Annotated in this window: 15 protein-coding genes and 1 other RNA gene; 8 read left to right on the top strand and 8 right to left on the bottom strand. The window is 37.5% G+C overall.

The genetic code is table 11. The annotated features are described in order from the left end of the window. Window positions 1-71 precede the first annotated feature (71 nt). The 4 genes from Q4493_RS08860 to Q4493_RS08845 all read right to left on the bottom strand — a co-directional run bounded on the left by Q4493_RS08860 (window position 72) and on the right by Q4493_RS08845 (window position 4,754). Window positions 72-1,379 carry an FAD-dependent monooxygenase gene (locus Q4493_RS08860; RefSeq protein WP_303451682.1) on the bottom strand — a complete coding sequence of 436 codons (1,308 nt, stop codon included), beginning with the start codon at window positions 1,377-1,379 and terminating at the stop codon, window positions 72-74. Between the two features lie 52 nt (window positions 1,380-1,431). Further along, a complete protein-coding gene (gene ubiH, locus Q4493_RS08855; RefSeq protein WP_303451680.1) occupies window positions 1,432-2,715 on the bottom strand; it encodes a 2-octaprenyl-6-methoxyphenyl hydroxylase in 1,284 nt (427 codons plus the stop codon). 88 nt (window positions 2,716-2,803) lie between these two features. Beyond that, the gene (pepP, locus tag Q4493_RS08850) at window positions 2,804-4,129 is read right to left on the bottom strand and encodes a Xaa-Pro aminopeptidase (protein WP_303451678.1); all 1,326 of its coding nucleotides are present in this window, start codon (window positions 4,127-4,129) and stop codon (window positions 2,804-2,806) included. Between the two features lie 55 nt (window positions 4,130-4,184). Further along, on the bottom strand, window positions 4,185-4,754 hold the full coding sequence (locus Q4493_RS08845) for a UPF0149 family protein (protein ID WP_303451676.1): 570 nt from the start codon (window positions 4,752-4,754) through the stop codon (window positions 4,185-4,187). Between the two features lie 230 nt (window positions 4,755-4,984). Here Q4493_RS08845 and Q4493_RS08840 point away from each other — a divergent pair, with 230 nt between their 5' ends. The 5 genes from Q4493_RS08840 (at window position 4,985) to metK (ending at window position 10,542) form a co-directional block, all read left to right on the top strand. Continuing rightward, on the top strand, window positions 4,985-5,281 hold the full coding sequence (locus tag Q4493_RS08840; protein WP_303451674.1) for a cell division protein ZapA: 297 nt from the start codon (window positions 4,985-4,987) through the stop codon (window positions 5,279-5,281). Between the two features lie 225 nt (window positions 5,282-5,506). After that, window positions 5,507-5,688, top strand: a non-coding RNA gene (gene ssrS, locus Q4493_RS08835) — 6S RNA. A gap of 448 nt (window positions 5,689-6,136) precedes the next feature. Next, the gene (locus Q4493_RS08830) at window positions 6,137-7,822 is read left to right on the top strand and encodes a M20/M25/M40 family metallo-hydrolase (RefSeq protein ID WP_303451672.1); all 1,686 of its coding nucleotides are present in this window, start codon (window positions 6,137-6,139) and stop codon (window positions 7,820-7,822) included. 562 nt (window positions 7,823-8,384) lie between these two features. Then, the gene (murI, locus tag Q4493_RS08825; RefSeq protein ID WP_303451670.1) at window positions 8,385-9,197 is read left to right on the top strand and encodes a glutamate racemase; all 813 of its coding nucleotides are present in this window, start codon (window positions 8,385-8,387) and stop codon (window positions 9,195-9,197) included. A gap of 157 nt (window positions 9,198-9,354) precedes the next feature. Beyond that, complete coding sequence (gene metK, locus Q4493_RS08820; protein ID WP_303451668.1) at window positions 9,355-10,542, top strand: methionine adenosyltransferase; 1,188 nt, start codon at window positions 9,355-9,357, stop codon at window positions 10,540-10,542. Between the two features lie 85 nt (window positions 10,543-10,627). Here metK and Q4493_RS08815 read toward each other — a convergent pair whose 3' ends face one another. The 3 genes from Q4493_RS08815 to Q4493_RS08805 form a co-directional block, all read right to left on the bottom strand. Then, a complete protein-coding gene (locus tag Q4493_RS08815; protein ID WP_303451666.1) occupies window positions 10,628-13,144 on the bottom strand; it encodes an ABC transporter permease in 2,517 nt (838 codons plus the stop codon). 12 nt (window positions 13,145-13,156) lie between these two features. After that, window positions 13,157-13,837, bottom strand: coding sequence for an ABC transporter ATP-binding protein (locus Q4493_RS08810; protein WP_303451664.1), 681 nt, complete (start codon window positions 13,835-13,837; stop codon window positions 13,157-13,159). A 71-nt stretch (window positions 13,838-13,908) separates the two neighbouring features. Next, window positions 13,909-15,216, bottom strand: coding sequence for an efflux RND transporter periplasmic adaptor subunit (locus Q4493_RS08805; RefSeq protein ID WP_303451662.1), 1,308 nt, complete (start codon window positions 15,214-15,216; stop codon window positions 13,909-13,911). A 181-nt stretch (window positions 15,217-15,397) separates the two neighbouring features. On the opposite strand from Q4493_RS08805, the gene Q4493_RS08800 reads away from it, so the two are divergent. Together Q4493_RS08800 and Q4493_RS08795 are read left to right on the top strand one after the other, a co-directional pair. Then, on the top strand, window positions 15,398-16,816 hold the full coding sequence (locus Q4493_RS08800) for a sigma-54 dependent transcriptional regulator (protein WP_303451660.1): 1,419 nt from the start codon (window positions 15,398-15,400) through the stop codon (window positions 16,814-16,816). Further along, complete coding sequence (locus tag Q4493_RS08795; protein ID WP_303451658.1) at window positions 16,806-18,155, top strand: PAS domain-containing sensor histidine kinase; 1,350 nt, start codon at window positions 16,806-16,808, stop codon at window positions 18,153-18,155. The genes Q4493_RS08800 and Q4493_RS08795 overlap by 11 nt, the downstream gene beginning before the upstream one ends. Window positions 18,156-18,251: 96 nt before the next feature. Here the strand turns inward: Q4493_RS08795 and Q4493_RS08790 are convergent, their stop codons facing one another. Then, complete coding sequence (locus tag Q4493_RS08790) at window positions 18,252-19,229, bottom strand: rhodanese-related sulfurtransferase (protein WP_303451657.1); 978 nt, start codon at window positions 19,227-19,229, stop codon at window positions 18,252-18,254. A 224-nt stretch (window positions 19,230-19,453) separates the two neighbouring features. On the opposite strand from Q4493_RS08790, the gene rsmE reads away from it, so the two are divergent. Continuing rightward, window positions 19,454-20,200, top strand: coding sequence for a 16S rRNA (uracil(1498)-N(3))-methyltransferase (gene rsmE / locus Q4493_RS08785; RefSeq protein WP_303451655.1), 747 nt, complete (start codon window positions 19,454-19,456; stop codon window positions 20,198-20,200). Window positions 20,201-20,218: the final 18 nt, after the last annotated feature.

Raw genomic sequence — 20,218 nt, 5'->3', positions numbered from 1 at the left:
AATCTGTTTATCCGTAACCTCTGTTAATTTCTTTACAGGTCAACACAAAAAATAACCCCCCTATTAATCTATTAATCAATGACTTTAGATAAATGAGGCAAGTGATTTTTAAAACCTAGTGCTTGTTTAATCATCACATTTTTCGCTGGCTTTATTTGATTCACAATACTCATGCCAATGCCTCGCAAAAATTTAATTGGTGCTTGTTGTGGTGTAAAAGTTTGTTTAATCGCTTCCATCGCCCCAATCATTTCAGCCGCTTCAGTTTTTCGCCAGCGTTCGTACTGTTTTAAGGTTATCGGCGATAACCACTGAGCACTATTGCTTGATACACTCCCCTGCTCGTTATTTAAAGACTCCGTTAATATTTGAGCTATTGCGGCTGCATCGAGTAAACCTAAGTTCACTCCTTGTCCGGCAAGCGGATGAATAGTATGGGCAGCATCGCCTACTAATACCACTCTGTCTTTAATAAAGTTTTGTGCAAAACGCATAGTTAATGGGTAACTAAAACGCTCGCTTGCTAACGAAATATTACCTAACTTACCGTCTGAGGCTGCAGTTAATGCTTTTGAAAATTCACTTTCTGAAAGAGCGAGCAGTCTTTTAGCTTCTTCAGGAGAAGTAGACCAGACAATCGAACATAAATGGTCTTGATCGCTTGTGTCTTTGCCGCTTTTGTATTTGCCAATATTGGTATCAGCACTATGGTTATCAGCTAACGGCAATAACGCTAAAGGACCTGTTTCTAAAAATACTTGCCAAGCAGTTTGTTGATGCCCTTGTGGGCATTTAACCGTCGCAACAATGGCATGATGATCATAATCACGAAAGGTTAATGCCATTTTCATTTGTTGTCGCACCCACGAATTTGCGCCATCTGCACCGATGACAAGTTTTGCTGTAATAGGTGGTTGTGTAGAGAAACTCGCAAAAACCTCGCTGTCTCCCATGGCAATATTGGTTAATTTCTCTTGCGTAAAAAAACAAATATTTTCATCTTGTTCGGCTTTTTTCCATAACGCTTGACGAATAATACTATTTTCGATGATCCACCCTAACTGACCGTTATGCTCACGTTTTGATAGATCCGACAAGTCAAAATCAATATGACCATAGCCTGCTTTATCCCAAATATGCATATGTTGATAGGGTTGAACGCGACTGTTATTAATATCTTGCCAGACATCAAGATTAACGAATAATTGCTGACTAACGCGATTAATCGCACTTACCCGCACATCGTGATGCGCTGTTATTTCAGCTAAGGGTTGCGTATCAACAATAGCGATACGTAAATCACTGTTTTTACTAATTGCTAAAGCGGTTGTTAAACCTACCATACCGCCGCCAACAATGAGCACATCAAATTTTTGCATTAGGTATCACATTCATTTTAATTAAGTTAATGGCTGATAAAGCTAACATCACCTAGTACCCCATAGTTTTATTAACTAAGCAATTTTTTAAAGGCGTACAATAATTTAACACCTTTAAACCAATATTTCTTCCGGCAACTAATGGCGGCAAATCATTAGAAAAAAGCGTTACCAATGAATCGGTTAGCTTAATAACTTGCTGATGATCAGCTTTGCGAGCATTGGCATAACGCATTAATGCACTAAAGTCAGCAATATCTAAATTTTGCCTAATATTAAAAGCAATACAGTCGCATAATTGCTGCACATCACGTAATCCCAGATTAAAGCCTTGGCCTGCAATAGGATGAATAGTATGAGAAGCGTTACCGATTAATGCCATGCGATGGTAAACCTGTTCGTTTGCTTGCACTAAATTAAGTGGATACATTACCCTTTCACCGACTTTTTCAACTTTCCCTAACCAACTGCCAAACGCGAGCTCTAATTCTAGTTTAAATTGAGTCTCATCTAACGCGACCAATTTAGCCGCTTGCTCGGGAGTTAAAGTCCAAACGAGAGAACATTTATGACTCTCTTTGCCGCTATCAGTTAAAGGTAAAACAGCAATTGGTCCTGATTCAGTAAAACGTTCAAAGGCAATATCTTGATGGGCTTTTGCCATGCTGACGTTAGCAATAAGAGCACATTGCTCATAAGACTTAGTGGTAGAAGCAATATTGGCAAATTGACGACAAGTAGATTGTCCGCCATCACACGCTAATAAAAGCTTTGCGCTTAATTGCTGCGAAGAATTTAAGTTCACTTTAACCGAGTCTTGTTGCCAGTTAATACCAGTAATATGATCCGGACAAAACCACGTAATGTTTGCTGTAACACTTTTCAACGGCTTTGTTGATGTTATCTCTGATGCTTTTTGCAAAGATTGAAGTTGAGTGAGTTTTGATAAAAACGCCTGACCTAAAACAGACATTTCTACTACATAACCAAGGGCGCTCACTTGATGGTCTTTAGCAGTAAGTCTCGCTTTACCATAATAGCCACGGTCAGAAATATGAATATTTTTAATCGTTGCCGCATGAGGTGCTATATCTTGCCAAACGTTTAATGATTTTAAATACTCAACACTACCATGAGAAAGCGCCAGCACTCTTGAGTCAAAGGTTAGTTTAGGTGTTTGCTGTATATCATTAGCTTCAATAATGGCAATAGATAACGGCGAGCCATCAGCTTTAGTTTGCGATGCTAAACCTAATGCCGATAAAGTGCCCGATAAACCACCACCTGCGATGATGACGTCGTATTGATTTTGATCAGTTTGAGTTGTGTTATTCACTTTTATTCTGCTTTTAGCGCGTCAATTATCGCTAATAAGGTACTGTTACGTTTTATCATCAAGATTTCGCACTCAGCCATATTCATTATTATTTCGCCATCAATTGTTCTATTGCTTCAATGGATTTTGGCGCATTTACCGTTAAGTTTTCATGACCTTGATCAGTAACCGCAATATTATCTTCAATTCTTATTCCGATTCCGCGCCATTTTTCATCGACCTCGTTATCCTCTAACGGGATATAAAGGCCTGGTTCAATAGTCATCACCATACCGGCTTCAAAAGCTCTGGTTTGAGCACGATTGACCATATGATAATCGCCAACATCATGAACATCTAAACCAAGCCAATGACCTAGGCCATGAATAAAATACTTTTTACAGGCTTTTTCAGATAAAAGCGTTTGATAATCACCCGATAATATACCTAACTCCAGTAAACCTTTAGTTAGGACTTCACAACACAGTTCATTTAAATGCCCTAACGTTTGACCGGGTTTTATTGCTTGTATACATTGCTGTTGAGCATCAAGTACCAGTTGATATAGCGCTTTTTGCGGTGCTGAAAAAACACCATTTACTGGAAAAGTACGAGTGATATCGGCAGCATAACCGGCGAGCTCGCCACCAGCGTCAATTAACAATAAATCACCATCATTTAATTGTTGGTCGTTATTGGTATAGTGCAAAATATTCGCGTTATCACCGCCTGCCACAATTGAATTGTAGGCGGGAAACCTCGCACCATAACGTGCAAATTCATGTAATATTTCGGCTTCAATTTGATATTCAAATTTGCCAGCGGTTGTTTTTTCCATGGCTCTTTGATGCGCTTTACCACTAATGACATTGACTTGTCGCATGATAGTCAGTTCATCTTCGCTCTTTATTAAACGCAATTCTTCAACCATATTCTGACAATCGATAAGCTGTTTAGGCGAGCTAAATCCTTGGCGTGATTTTGCTTTATTTGAATCTAACCATTGATAAATTTGTTGATCAAAACTTTCATTTTGACCACGACAAAAATATAAGGTATTTGCCTCGTTTAAATAATCAGAAATTTGTTCTGTTAGTTGCAACAAAGTAAAGCATTGATCAAAACCATAATCTTGTTTGGCTTTCACCTCTCCTATTCTACGACCATGCCATACCTCAGCTAACGGATCTTTTGGTTGGCAAAATAATATCGCTTGCGGCGTTGCCGATTTTATTAACACTAAAATAGCTTCAGGTTCATTAAAACCGGTTAAATAATAAAAGTTTTTATTCTGACAAAAAGGATACTCAGTGTCATTACTACGAGTCACTTCTTTATTGGCTGAAAAGATAGCGATACTGTCATCCAGCATTTGCTCAAAAAAACGCTGACGACGTTGAATGAATTCAGACAAAGGTAATTGGGTGTGTTTCATAAAATGGCCAATATCAATTAGAAAAACAAAGTTTCCTTGATGTTAAAAATAAAAACTAGTGAACCGTTTCAGAGGCTTCTTTACTTTCTGGCGGGGTACCTAATTCGGTAAAACACAATAATGCAGAAATGCGCACATATTCAGATATTTCAAAATACGCTTGCTCAGTTGTTTCATCTTCTTCAATTTCATCCGATAAATTGGCAATGTCAGCAAAATCGGTCAACACTTCTTTTACTTCTTCTGAATAAACCGCATTATTTTTTTGTTGCAAACCAAAACCTAAATTAAAACCTTGTACCCAAGCGCCAAGTGCATGCGCTCGTTCTACCAGTGAGTCGTCGTCATCGGGTAATAACAAAGTAAAACTATATGAGTCATCTAAAATGTTTTGCCAAACCTGACTAAACAATAACTTAACCGTTACTTGTAATTTATTCGGCAAGGTTTCACCATTATTGAACAGATCATTTATCATGCTGAGATAGTCTTGATCTTCAAAACTATAGCCGGCACAAATTAAACCGGTTAAAACACCGTGTAATTCTGAACCGTGAATTTTCACATCTTCTGTGGTGATTAACGCTTGAACCGTGGCAAAATCTACTTCGTTATTATCTGACATTTAGCTAACATTTATTAAGGATAAGAATATAGTGATATCGTAACATTGCACTAAAAGTGATGCTAGCGCCTGATAAGGAAAATTCTCGCTTGCATCTGAGATCTTGCACCGTTATAGTTCGTTTTTACATATTGAGTTAAATTTGTTTATTTAACAAACAACTAGCTTTGTTTTTATTATTTTAGCGTGTTCAGATTTTCCTGAGCATAAAGAAAAGAGCCTATATTTTTATGAGCCAGCACAACGTTACAATTGAAGTGGCAAATCGCCGACTTAAAATTGCTTGCCCGAAAGGGAAAGAATCAGCGTTGCTGCAATCGGCCAATGAAGTAAATAGTCGTCTAGAAAAAGATAAAAAATCTACTAAAACTCCTGAACAAGCGATGCTAATGGTTGCTTTAAATTTAGCGAATGATTTATTAGAATCTCAAAACGCTGCAAAACAACAACTGCAAGAAATGCAAAATAAAATAGATTTATTGCAAGAAACCATTGAACAAGCGGTAAACCCGAAAAAGAAAGCCTAGTTTGTATTGCTCTACACAGTTTCCATTTTCGCAAAAGCAAAGCATGTCATTTAACAAACAATTTTAACGTTAAATCGTTACCGCAAGTTAAAAAGCAATCCTCTTCCCTTTTTCCAGCAAAAAATTGTTTAAAGTTAAATCAGTTAGCTTAAAACATCAGCGGTTAGTACATTTCATTATAAAAAACAGTTAATCCTTTGCGGTAGATTCGCTATAATAAGTTTAAGTCTTCTGGGATGTTTGTGTGTTAACTATGTCCCTGAGCCGATAAGTTTTACCTTTGGAAATTGACAATTAACTATTGTGCAAACCCGGCTCGTATCGGGAAGCCTACGGTTGAAAAGATATTTCCGCCCTGAACACACGGTGTTCAGGACTAAAGTCGACTGCGGCATTCTGGAAGTCTTACCTTTCCTTTTTTAATCTCAACACTTTATGCTATATATATTTTCTATCATATTAATTAGAAAATATTCCCGTACAACGCTAAAAACACTCGGTGTTCAGGACTAAAGTCGTTAAGATTTATAAGCGACCAAGGCATTCTGGAAGTCTTACCTTCCCCTTTTTAATATCAAAAATTCACCTTGTTTATATTCTCTAAACGTTTTAGTAAATAGATATTTCCGCGCAACGCTAAAAACCCACACGGTGTTCAGGACTAAAGTCGTTAAGACTTATAAGCGACCAAGGCATTCTACAATTGATATCGACGACTGAAATGTAGATCATCTTTAAAAAACTTATTTTCATCTCATCAAATTTTGCTAAGCAACAAATATGTATTAATGTAATTGATAATTACAGGGATAATAATCATTTCAATAATAAAATTAAAAAGAAGAAGGAAATAAAATGAAAAAATTAGCATTATCACTATTGTGTATTTCTAGTTCACTTGCCTATGCCAATGATGATTTAGATATGGCAAATAAAATACGCGCCGAAGGTTTCTACAATTCTGAAGTTATGCACACCTTAGAGCAATTAACAGATTCAATAGGCCCTCGCTTATCGGGTTCGCCACAGATGAAAAAAGCCAATGACTGGACGCTGGAAAAATTAAAAAGCTGGGGCTTAGAAAATGCTCATTTAGACCCTTTTGAATTTGGTCGCGGTTGGTCGCATGATTCAGCAACCATTAACTTATTAAGTCCGCGTGAAGTTTCTTTACATGGTATTCCTGTTGCTTGGACGCCGGGTACATCGGGTGAAGTAACTGGTGAAGTTATTATTTTTGATGCCGAATCAGCAGCAGATTTAGCTCAATATAAAGGGAAACTTAAAGGTAAAATCATTATGATGGGGCAAGGTAAGAATATCGAAGCGCCAGAAAATAGTGTCTTTAAACGTTATGATTCGGGCGAATTATCAAAGTTAAAAGATTTTGATGTCTCTAAAGGCCCTAGTCACTCCCCTTGGATAAGTGCAGATCGTCGAGACAGCGCAATGCAACGTTATAACTTTCGTCAAACACTTAACCGCTTTTTAAAAGAAGAAAAAGTTGCTGGTGTTGTTTATAGAAGCTGGCGTCAGGGTGGTTTAATTAATGTCTTTGGCAGAGATCATCGTGTAGGAAAAACCTTTCCGGTACCTGCCATAATCATCGAAGCAGAGCATTATAATTCACTTTCACGCATGATCGACAATGGTCATACACCAAAACTTTCTTTAAACATTGAAGCTCGTTTTCATGATGAAGACCGTAATGCTTATAATACCATTGCCGAAATAACAGGCTCAGATGAGAACCCTGAAATTGTCATGGTGGGAGGTCATTTAGATTCATGGCATGCGAGTGATGGCGCGGTTGATAATGGCGCAGGTGTTGCTGTATCAATGGAAGCAATGCGCATATTAAAGGCATTAGATTTCAAGCCTAAACGTACCATTAGAATTGCTTTGTGGTCTGGTGAGGAACAAGGATTATTTGGCTCTGCATCATATGTAGAAGAAAATTTTGCTACCCGACCAAAACCTAGTGATAAAAATGAACGGGCATTACCTTATTACTTATGGAAAAACCAAGGTTGGCCTATTGAAACAAAAGCAGATTATGAAAAATTCTCCGTATATTTTAATATGGACAATGGAAGTGGTCGATTTAGAGGTATTTATACCGAAGGTAATGTCGCCGCTAAATCTGTATTCAGTAGCTGGTTCGGCCCATATTCAGATTTAAGTACCGGTACTGTAACCAATAAATCAACAGGTGGTACCGATCATGAATCATTCGACGATGTTGGTTTACCGGGCTTTCAATTTATTCAAGATAAGTTAGATTACGGTTCACGTTTACATCACACACATATCGACTCAATTGATCATGTGGTTGAAGATGATTTAAAGCAAGCTTCGGTAATCATGGCAGGCTTCTTATACAAAGCGGCAATGGCCGAAGAACGTATGCCACGTAAGCCTATGCCGAAAGATATTTCTGCGTTGCAAAAGAAAAAATTAGCTTTGAAGTCTGATAAAGCACGTATAAAACGTGATAAAGAGGCCAATAAAGCAAAAGCAATTAATGCTGTAAAAAATTAATCTTAAGTTTAGCCTAGGGCGTGTTGATCTTTCGCGATGATATTTGCAACTGTTTGTTTGGTTTTTATACAAAGCATTGCGAATGATATGTGGTTATTCCACCTCAATGAGCAAAAATGCAGTAGAAAAGACAAACAAACGTTGCCCGAAGGGTTCAATTAAAAGCCATTTTTTATTCGTTGTTCGCTATTTACATGGAACAACCATGCTACTTAACTCACGCCTTGAATAAATGACTTTTATTTTGAACAAAATTTAGCCTCGAAAGGTCAACACGCCCTAGTTATATAGCGATTAATTAAGCAATAAATTAAGTCTCGATGAAACCAAAATGGTGTGTTTTGTCGGGACTATTATTGATAGCAATTGTTAATTATTCTTTGATTCTCCCTTCATGTAAGTTATTTCCCTTTTACTAATCCAATTTGCGCTACATACTTTCCACTCCTTCAGATAAAAATTTAATATCAGTAAACAGATAACTTCATCTTTACTTTTAAAGTTTAACTCCCTATAACATCACCATTAGTCATTAAATATTATTTCTTTGGTTATAAAAACTTTGCCTTCAGATATACTTACTCAAAAATGTAGCGACCCTATTGGTATTTTCGACTCTGGCGTTGGCGGCTTGTCTATTGCAAAACGCATCACTGAACATTTACCTAATGAACAAATCATTTATTTTGCCGACTCAGCATTCGCCCCTTATGGTGATATTTCTAATCAGCAAATAATTGAACGAGTAAATTTTATTGCTAATTCGTTAATCAACAAACAATGTAAAGCAATAGTGATTGCCTGTAATACGGCAACGGTGAACGCCATTGACCAATTGAGAAAACGTGTAACTCTGCCAATTATTGGTGTTGAACCGGCGATAAAACCCGCCGCAGCGATTAGTACAAGTAAAAAAATAGGCATTTTAGTCACGCAAGCTACGGCAAATAACGCGCGATTTTTAGCTTTAGTCGAGCAATACAAAAATGGTGCACAAGTATTTATTCAACCTTGTTTGGGCTTAGTTGAATTAATCGAACAAGGCCTGCAGTCTTCAGAAAAGTTTATTTGTTTACTAAAGCAGTATCTGACGCCTTTGATTGCTCAAGGAGTTGATACGCTAGTATTGGGTTGTACCCATTATCCTTTTATGAGTGATGAGATTCAAAAAATAGTGCCAAATGAAATTAACCTCATTGAAACCGCGACACCTGTAAGTGAACAATTAAAAAGGCAGTTAATAAAACATCATTTACTTGCTGAAAATCCAGCGACTTTAGCGCATCAATTTTATAGTTCATCTGAAAATCCAACACAAAATGAAATTTTTTCCCAATTATGGGGAACCAATACCAATATAAAAATACTAAAATAAAACAATTACTTACTAACAAATCTCAACACTGAATTGTTAGTTATATCATTTAAGATTAAGCCATTTAGACGTCTAGGCGTAAAAAACTAGAAATATTCTAAAAGTCAGGTTACAATTCTCTCATTGAATAAAGTACCAGTTTAATTTCCGAGGATTTATGTCTAAACATTATTTTACTTCAGAGTCAGTTTCTGAAGGTCATCCAGATAAAATTGCCGATCAGATCTCTGATGCTGTTTTAGACGCGATTATCGCAAAAGATAAACATGCCCGTGTTGCGTGTGAAACTATGGTGAAAACCGGTGTCGCAATTATTTCTGGTGAAGTTTCAACTACCGCTTGGGTTGATTTAGAAGACTTAACCCGTAAAGTGATCACAGATATAGGTTATACCTCATCTGATGTCGGTTTTGACGGCGATACGTGTGGCATCATGAATTTGATCGGCCAACAATCACCTGAAATCGCTCAAGGTGTCGACCGCGTAAAACCTGAAGATCAGGGCGCTGGTGATCAAGGGTTAATGTTTGGTTACGCCACTAACGAAACAGAAACGTTAATGCCTGCCCCTTTATACTACTCTCATCGTTTAGTTGAAAGACAAGCTGAAATGCGTAAATCAGGGGTATTACCTTGGTTACGTCCCGATGCTAAATCACAAGTAACCTTTATTTACGAAAACAATAAACCGGTGGCCATTGATGCTGTTGTTTTATCAACACAGCACAATCCTGAGATCTCACAAGAAGACTTACATGAAGCGGTGATGGAAAACATCATTAAAGCCGTGTTACCGGCTGAAATGTTAACAGCTGAAACTAAATACTTTATTAACCCAACCGGTCGATTTGTTATTGGTGGTCCAGTAGGTGATTGTGGTTTAACCGGTCGTAAAATTATTGTAGATACTTACGGCGGAATGGCTCGTCATGGCGGCGGAGCTTTTTCAGGTAAAGATCCATCGAAAGTTGATCGCAGCGCTGCATACGCGGGTCGTTATGTGGCAAAAAACATTGTTGCTTCAGGCTTAGCCGATCGTTGTGAAATTCAAGTATCTTATGCTATTGGTGTTGCTGAGCCGACATCAATTTCAATTGAAACTTTTGGTACCGGTAAAGTATCCGAAGAAAAACTAATTGAGTTAGTACGTGAACATTTTGATCTTCGCCCATACGGCATCACTAAAATGTTAGACTTATTACACCCTATGTATCGCCAAACAGCGGCATACGGACATTTTGGTCGTGAACCTTTTGAAATGACTGTAGGTGATGACACATTTACAGCGTTTTCATGGGAAAAAACAGATAAAGCACAGGCACTGAAAAAATCTGCTGGATTGTAAAGCCTCGCCTTGCACTCGCTGAAAAAAACCGACATTAACGTCGGTTTTTTTATGTGTGATCCATTATTAATAATAAGTAAACTATTTATTCATACCGAAGTGATTTTATTGGATTTTTTCTAGCGACATTAATGGCGTTACTTCCTACGGTAAACCAAGCAATTAACATTGAAATTATCCCAACAACAAAGCATAAAGGGATTAACCACCAAGACTCTAGTCTATATGGAAACGCTTCAAGCCAATCAAGCATCACATAGGCCGCAATTGGCCATGCAATCAAATTGCCGATAACAACTGGTTTTGAAAATTGCCAGATAAGTAAAGTAACAATTTGAGAAGCATTCGCCCCCATCACTTTTCTGATCCCTATTTCTTTCGTTCTGCGTTCGACAGTGAAAGCAGATAGACCAAAAAGCCCCAAACACGCCACTAAAATGGCTAACACTGAAAAAGCTAAAAACAACTGTGCTGTCGTTTTTTCATCTTGATATTGAGCAGCCATCATTTCGCTTAAAAATTCCATTTCGACAGGCTGCATTGGCACATTACGTTTCCAAATCTTGGTGATATCTTCCATCACCTTGCCAGGGTTTTGACTATTAAAACTAATACTTGCGACGCTAAATCTACGAGGATTTAACGTATAAACTGTTGCTCGAATACCAAATTTAATCGATCTGAAATGTAAATCAGGGATCACACCAATAATCGTTAACTGACGTTGACCTGAGATTAATGTTTTACCAATTGCCTCTTCAGCCTTGTTAAAGCCTAAATTTTTAGCCGCACTTAAATTTAATATCGCACTTGCTCTATTGGCTTCATTGTTATTAGTAGAATTCTCAGTAATAGGCTTAAATGCATCACTACCATATGCTTCATTAAATAACCGTCCTGCAAGGGGTTTTACCTGATACGCCTCGAAAAAACCAAAGCCCATATTATGATAATTAATAAATCGCTGTTCATTAGCAGTTTGACTGCCTTGCGTGTCTAGTAATTTAAAATCAGTATTGTTTTCATTATCTTGAGTAGGAGCTTCTGATGAAAACACCACAGAGCTAACTCCAGGTAAATTAAGCAACTCTTGCTTCAAACTCGATAAGTTATCTCGTGCAGAACGAATATTAAGCACTATTTTATTATCGCTTTGATAGCCTACATCAACACTATTAGAATAAAGTGTTTGTCCGTACACAACAATGGTTGAAATCACTAAAATAATAGAAGTGGCAAACTGAAAGACAACTAACACAGTACGAAATTTTGCTGAATTGCCCGATTCAGAACTTTTACTCGATTTTAAGATATGCCCCGGTAAAAAACGCGATAAATAAAGTGCCGGATACAAACCTGCCCCTAAGCCAACTAATGAAGTAATTGCCAATAAACTTCCTAACATTAATGGATCATTTAACAAATGAAAGCTTAACTCTTTTCCGATGATTTGATTATAGAAAGGTAAGACTAATTCAACTGCTACTAGGGCAAATATTAAAGCGATTAATGAAATTGCGACGGCTTCACTTAAAAACTGAACAGCTACTTGACCTCGAGATGCCCCTAACACTTTACGCATAGCAACTTCACGAGCACGTTTACTGGCTTTCGCCGTAGACAAATTCATAAAGTTTATACAAGCAATCAACAACACTAAGCCGGTTACGATAATAAAAGTGTTGATCATTTTAGCATCGCCCATTGGGCTTAAGTCTCCCATATTGCCCGCATCATTTTTGGCATGTAAATGCAATTTTGTTAACGCCATCAATTTAAGTTCCATAACGTTAGACACTTGCAATGAATTTTCTAAACCAGACATCTTATCTTTAAACATTTCGATAAATGGGCTTTCATTATCTAACCAATACACCACTCTTTCTTGTAATTGTTCAATAGAACTAGTTTTAGTCAGTTTAAAATAGGTATAAACATTAACACTAGTCCAGGTATGTAAGGTTCCTGTATCGTTAACAAATAATGCCGGATTTAAACGTATTATAAAGTTCATGTTTAAGTGCGTTGCATTAGGTAAGTTTTTAATTACACCAGCGATAGGAACCGTTGAAGGACCTTCTGATAGGCAACAAAATGTTAATGTTTCGCCAATTACAGCTGTTTTGCCAAAATACTTTATTGCCATTTCTTCAGTTATAACTAAATCCATTGGCTTTGAAAACGAGCTAGCTTTATCACCATGAACAAAAGGTAAATCGAAAACATCAAAAAAACTACCATCTACCATAGTACCTTGTTCAGCAAAACCTTCGCCATTTTGCTGAATAGTCGTACCAAACTGTATAAACCGAACACCGGCCTCAACTTCGTTTTTAGCATAATCGCGTATCGCTTCCATCATACGACCTGCAGAACGAACCGTTAAAAAGTCAGGTTGATCACCCATTTTATAAGCCGTATGTAATCGAACGATTCGATCACTATCTTTAATCCACTGATCAAAACCCATTTCTTCTCGGACGAAAAGCATAATCAAAATGCAACTCATTAAACCGATCGATAATCCAAATATATTGATGGCAGAAAACATACGATTTTTTAGCATATTGCGCCATGCTGTTACTAAATAATTTTTAAACATAATTACCTCGACTTATGCCGCTTTAACGTTCTCTGTAACAACCTTGCCATCAAATAAATTAATAGTGCGGCGGGCATAATCTGCATGTGACGGACTATGAGTCACCATTACAATCGTGGTGCCCTCATCATTTAACGCTTGGAGCATTTCCATCACTTCTTGACCATTCGCACTATCTAAGTTACCGGTAGGTTCATCCGCCAGAATCATTGCTTGGTTCCCAACGACAGCGCGAGCCACTGCGACACGTTGTTGTTGTCCACCCGATAACTGACTCGGCATATGTTTTGCGCGATGTGCAATGCCAACCTTATCCATAACTCTAAGGATACGTTCTTTTCGTTCTGCTGCGGGAATATTATGATAAAGCAACGCTAACTCGATATTTTCTTCTACGGTCAGTTCATCAATTAAATTGAAATTTTGAAAAATAAAACCAATATTCTTTTTTCGAATGACTGACAATTGAGCTTCGCTGTATGTTGAAATTTCTTCATCATTGAAAAAGTATTCTCCACCAGAAGGAGAATCAAGCATGCCGATGGTATTTAATAACGTGGATTTACCGCAACCCGATGGACCCATAATAGCGACAAACTCTCCTTTTTCGATTTCGATATTGATATTATTCAACGCAGTTGTCTCAACATTGTCAGTTTGAAAAACTCTTGATAAATTATGTAATTTCAACATATTAAATTCCTGCTTAGTTCGTTATATTTTTCATTATTGGCTAAAGTTAACCCGTAAAGTAAACGCCCTCTCTAGAGTGCTAGCCGTTGCATGTCTTGGTAACTGGTATAAGGGCTTGTCACGATTTGTTCGCCAATTTCTAAACCGTCAACCACTTCGATAAATTGATTATTTCTTCGTCCTAAGCGAATTGTACGTTTCACCGCTTCGCTGCCATCTTCAGCAACGACAAACACCCATTTTCCGCCCGTATCTTGATAAAAAGCACCGTTGGGGATCAAAGTAGCTGAGCTTGCATCACCTAAAGTCAGTTTTGTTTGTAAAGTTTGCCCTCGTCTAATACCGGGCGGTTGTTGACCTTCAAACTTAAAATCAATTTCAAATTGCCCGTTTTGAACCTGAGGATAAATCTTAGCAATGGTTAGAGGGTAGGATTCGCCATTATTTTCATATTGAGCTAATTGACCAATGTCTACTCGACCTAGGTAAAATTCGTCGATAAAAGCCGTTACTTTATAGTCATTTGGCGTATCAATTTGTCCAAGACGTTCACCTCGGCCAATACTTTGCCCTACTTCAACATTAAAGCCTGACAAGGTGCCATTAACCGGTGCTCGAACATTCATGTTGTCTAAGTTTTGACGAGAAATAGCTAAGTTACTTTCAAGGCGGTGGCTTGTGTCTTTTAAGAAGGCAAGCTGCTCTTCTTGCATTTTGGTATCAGATGCTTGGCTTTCTAGCGTTAGCGCTAATCGGCTTTTATACCACTGTAAGGTGTCAAAAGTATCATCATATTTTGATTGCATAATAGCGCCATTGCTCACGAGTGAAGCTTCGCGATTAAGTTGGCGCGTTAGCATTTTTATTTGGTAATTGATATCCACTAAATTGCGTTTATGCTGCAATCTATTTTGCTCTAAACTAAGTTCAATTGAACGCATGTTATTAAGTTGTTCTGCAACTCTAGCTTCATTGCCTAATACGTTTAATTGCAATGAAGCATTTGAGAGTTCAACAATAAGAGAACCCGCAGTTAATTTTGCGCCATCTTCAACTAGAATTCTTTCAACACGACCTCCTTCCACTGCATCTAAAAAGACTGTTTTAGCCGGAATAACCCTCCCCCTAACAGGAATAAAATCTTCAAAGATACCCTCACTTACTGTGGAGATAACAATACGTTGGCTATCTACTTTTAGCGTTTTACCTGATGGAGAGGAAAAAAGGTTATAACCAAGGTAAAGCACGATAATCATGACAATGACAAGCAGCACTCGTTTTGAATTACTTTTTTTATGCTGAACCACCTTGTCCATACTTGCACCGGAGACAGTGGGTTTAGTGGTAACAGAGCTAAATGGCGTTTCTTTACTTGTCATAACAATTATCGACTCCTTCGTGTTGATGACTAATAGACTACAATAATCATTCCAAAACCTAAGTCATTGATAAATAGAAAATTATATTAAGATGCTTATTTATAAACGAAAAATACTGTACGTTATCGAACACTAGCTGTACGATAATGAACACTTTGAACTTTTTAAATGACCGGTATTTGTGAAAGAAAACGGCAGAATTTTAATTGTTGACGACGACGACGATATACTAACGGCAGGAAAGTTATTACTAAAACGCAAGTTTTCGCATATCAGTACCTGTAACTTACCAGAACATATTCCTGCATTTATCAGCGACCAAGATTTTGATGTCATTTTATTAGATATGAATTTTGGTCCAGGAGAAAGTACCGGTAAACAAGGGTTTTATTGGTTAAAAAGAATTTTAGAGATCAAACCAGACAGTATTATCATCATGATCACAGCCCATGGTGGTATTGATGTTGCTGTTGAAGCAATGAAACTAGGTGCAACTGATTTTATTGCTAAGCCTTGGCAAAATGAAAAAGTAATCGCTACCTTATCTACCGCTATTCAATTAGGGCAAACTCGCACTGAAGCCCAAGCATTAAGACAAAAAAACACTCTGTTGATAGAAGCCAACAATCAGGTCAATCAACCGCTTCTTATCGGTAATTCAACGGCGCTAGCAAATGTTAAAAGCTTAATCGAACGTAGTGCCCCAACTGATGCAAATATTTTAATTCTCGGAGAAAATGGCACTGGAAAAGAACTTGTCGCTAGAGAAATTCACCAACAAAGTTTGCGGGCAAATCACATTTTTATGTCGGTTGATTTAGGCGCTATTTCTGAAAACTTATTTGAAAGTGAGTTATTTGGGCATAAAAAAGGCGCATTTACTGGCGCCCAACATGACCGAATCGGGCGATTAAAAGCCGCAGATGGTGGCACCTTGTTTTTAGACGAAATAGGCAATTTACCCTTACACCTTCAAGCAAAATTATTAACCGTTTTAGAGCAAAGAGAAGTCACGCCTTTAGGAGAAAATAAAGCCATCGCCTTTGATGTTAGAGTTGTTTGTGCCACCAATCTTGCCAAAGATAAGCTGCAAAATGACAGCATTTTTCGACAAGATTTACTGTTTCGTTTAAATACGGTTGAAATTAATTTACCACCATTACGCGACAGAATTGATGATATTAAACCGATTAGCGAGTATTTTATTCAGTTATATGGCAAAAAATATCATAAACCTAACTTAGTCATTTCAGAGGCAACGATTAAACGTTTACAACAAGAGCAATGGTTAGGCAACATAAGAGCACTAAGGCACGCTATTGAACGTGCGGTTATTTTAACGGATGGTCTGACTTTGACGTTAAATGACTTTCAGTTAAGTAACACCAGTCATACATCAAGCAATCACACAGAATCGTTAACTATTGAGAAAGTTGAAAAAAATCAGCCAGCACAAGGTGAGTTAAATTTAGAACACATTGAAAAGCAAACCATACATCAAGCGTTAAAAAAACATCGATACAATATTTCACATTCAGCCAAAGAGCTAGGTCTAACACGGGCAGCACTTTATAGAAGGATGGAAAAACATGGGCTTTAAACGTTTTTCATTAATGATCATAACTCGAACACTTTTGGTTATTTTTAGCGCGTTACTTTTAGCCTATTTTATTTACTCGCCTGGTTATCATGCCGCAAGTTTTGTGATTTTATTGATAATTGGCTTTCAATTTAGTGAAATGATCCGCTTCATTACTAAAACCAATGCAGAATTAACCCGTTTTTTAAATGCCGCCCGATATGCCGATTTTTCTCAACGCTTTGAATTAACTGAATTAGGTATGGGTTTTGATGAGCTCGGCAAGTCATTCACTGAAATCTTAAATCGTTTGCAACAAGCTAGAGTTGAACAAGAAAAAGATCTCAAGTATTTCAAGGCGGTGATTGAACAAGTTCCAGTACCTTTACTGACTGTTCATCATAATCAAAACATCACCTTATGGAATAACGCGGCACGTCGTTTGTTTGGAAGTAATCATGTGACTAAATTGTCTGATTTACAGCAATTTTCTAAGGATTTCGAACAAGCGTTAACTAACCTTAATCATAGTGGTAATTTACTTATTGATATTATGATCGATGGGATGGAACATAGACTAAGCGTTTCTGCGACACAAATTACCATTTGTCAGCAAAAAGAAATCTTAGTCAGTATGCAAGATATACAAAACGAATTAAATATTGCTCAATTACAAGCCTGGCAAGACTTAGTAAGTGTGTTAACTCATGAGATAATGAATAGTATCACCCCGATTGCTTCGTTAACAAAAACAGCCGCAGATCTCGTCGATGATGTAAGAGAAAATCATCACTTTAACCAAGGAGCGCTTGATGATTTATCTGATGTTGCTGATGCGGTGCAAACGGTTGCCAAAAGAAGTGATGGTTTGATGAATTTTGTCAGTAGTTATCGAAAATTAACTCGCCTGCCTACCCCGAATAAAAAATCTATTAACATTGAACAGTTTTTATCGAATGTTAGCACTATGATGACGCAAACGGGCTTGAGTCACGACATCATGTTATCGATTGTGGTTGAACCAAAAATGCTAGAATTTGAGATTGATGTTGCCATGATGGAACAAGTATTTATTAACCTATTGAAAAATGCGCAACAAGCACTAATAAATAATGCAGCACCCAAGATAAGTATCCATGCAAAACTTAATAAACGAGGTAGAGTCATCATTGCCATTGCCGATAATGGTAACGGTGTACCAAGTGAAATTATCGAGCAAATATTTGTCCCCTTCTTTACCACGAAACGGGAAGGCTCAGGCGTTGGTTTAGCATTAACTCGACAAATAATGATTGCTCATGGTGGTCATATCAAAGTAGAAAATATCAATCAAGGAGCCTGCTTTACTCTAACATTTTAATAAAGCAGTCTCGCTATTAATCCTCAATACTGACGTAAAGTTAACCCTAACCTAGGTTATTTACTTTACATTCTCAGTGCTTATATAACGCTCAGCTTACTTAGAAGCCTGCTCTTTTTTCGCCGCGAGTTTTTCTTCACGACGCTGTTTTATAACACTTTCAATTTCGCCACCTATGTGTTTTTCACCACGGGCTTTGGCTAAATTGATCTGTTTTTCTCGTTCCGCAAAGCGGCTGCGTTGTTCTTCATTGTATTTGTCAATACATTTAGGACAACTCACGCCTTTAACATAGTGCTCACTTTGTTTTTCTTCTTCAGTGATGGGATAACGACAAGCAAAGCATTGGTCATATTGTCCTTGCTCTAAGCCGTGGCCAACAGCAACTCTACCATCAAAAACAAAACATTCACCTTGCCACATAGATTCATCTTGTTTTACTTCTTCTAAATATTTCAGTACACCGCCTTCTAAGTGATATACGTCTTCAAAGCCTTGTTCTTTTAGGTAAGCGGTTGATTTTTCACAACGGATACCACCCGTGCAAAACATAGCTACTTTTTTGTGTTTGGTTTTATCGAGATTTTTCGCAACATATTCAGGAAATTCGCGGAAAGTTTCTGTGTTAGGATTGACGGCATTTTCAAACGTGCCTATTTCCACTTCATAATCATTACGGGTATCGACTAATAACACTTCAGGATCAGATATTAACGCATTCCAATCTTTAGGTTTAACATAGGTACCAACGGTTAAAGTTGGATCAATACCTTCAACCCCCATAGTAACAATTTCTTTTTTCAGTTTGACTTTGCTGCGTTGAAAAGGATTTTCATCTGCATAAGAATATTTATGAGAAACTAGGCCTAAACGTTCATCTTTACTGATATGCGCAAGAACGGCATCAATACCACTTTGTGGACCAGCAATTGTGCCGTTGATCCCTTCATTAGCAAGCAGTAAAGTGCCCTTTACTTCATTTTCTAGCATTACATTTAGTAACGGCGTTTTTAATTGTTCAAAGTTTTCTAAACGGACAAATTTATAGAGTGCACAAACTGTAATATTATTCATATCATACCCATTGAGCCAGCCAGAGCGTAAATCTGGAGCTGTAGATTAAAAAATTAACCGTGCAAAATAACAGACTAGTTTCATCGCACGATTGCCTAAAGCCGCGCAGTTTACCAAAAAATCAATAAAATGAAAAAATAAATCCCATTGAAATAATTTAGTCATTGAAAATCTCACCTTTTGTCCCTATCTTCAAAGACATAACTGTTTACTAATTAATGACTATGCGTAACCCTCGAATTTATCAAAATACTCAATGGACTATTGGCGATACGATCACATTAAGTGATGACGCTTTTGGTCATACGGTGCGCGTTTTACGATTAAACAACGGTGATAACGTCACCTTATTTAACGGGATAAAATATCAAGAGGCATGGGGTGAGTTTCAAGCTGAATTAGTTAATGTCAGCAAAAAAAGTGCTCAAGCGGTGATTAAAAGTTTTAAAGCCATTGATAATGAATCTCCTGTAAATATTCATTTAGGTCAGGCAATATCACGTGGCGACAGAATGGATTTTACCCTACAAAAATCTGTAGAATTAGGCGTAAACACCATAACGCCTTTATTTACTGAGCGTTGTGGTGTGAAAATCTCCGGTGAACGATTAGCCAAGAAAATAGATCAATGGCAAAAAATTGTTATTAGTGCTTGTGAGCAAAGTGGCCGTTGCACAGTACCTGTTGTTCATCCTGCGCAATCTTTGGAAAACTGGCTTGCACAAGAAAGCTCCGCATTAAAATTAAACCTTCATCCAAAAGCTGAACATTCTATAATGAATTTACCTAGTGAAAATTCTCGTATACGTTTATTGATAGGTCCCGAAGGTGGACTCAGTGACGATGAAATATCGCAAGCAAATGTTCAGCAATTTATTGATGTATTACTCGGTCCTAGAGTATTACGTACAGAAACAGCAGCGTTAACTGCTATAACGGCCTTACAATGTCGCTATGGTGATATAAAATAGCCAATTCGTAGTAAACTA

Origin of the sequence: Colwellia sp. 1_MG-2023 (genome assembly GCF_030546755.1) — a bacterium.
In the GTDB taxonomy this organism is placed as follows: Bacteria; Pseudomonadota; Gammaproteobacteria; order Enterobacterales; family Alteromonadaceae; genus Thalassotalea_H.
This window is presented reverse-complemented; position numbering and strand designations above follow the sequence as displayed.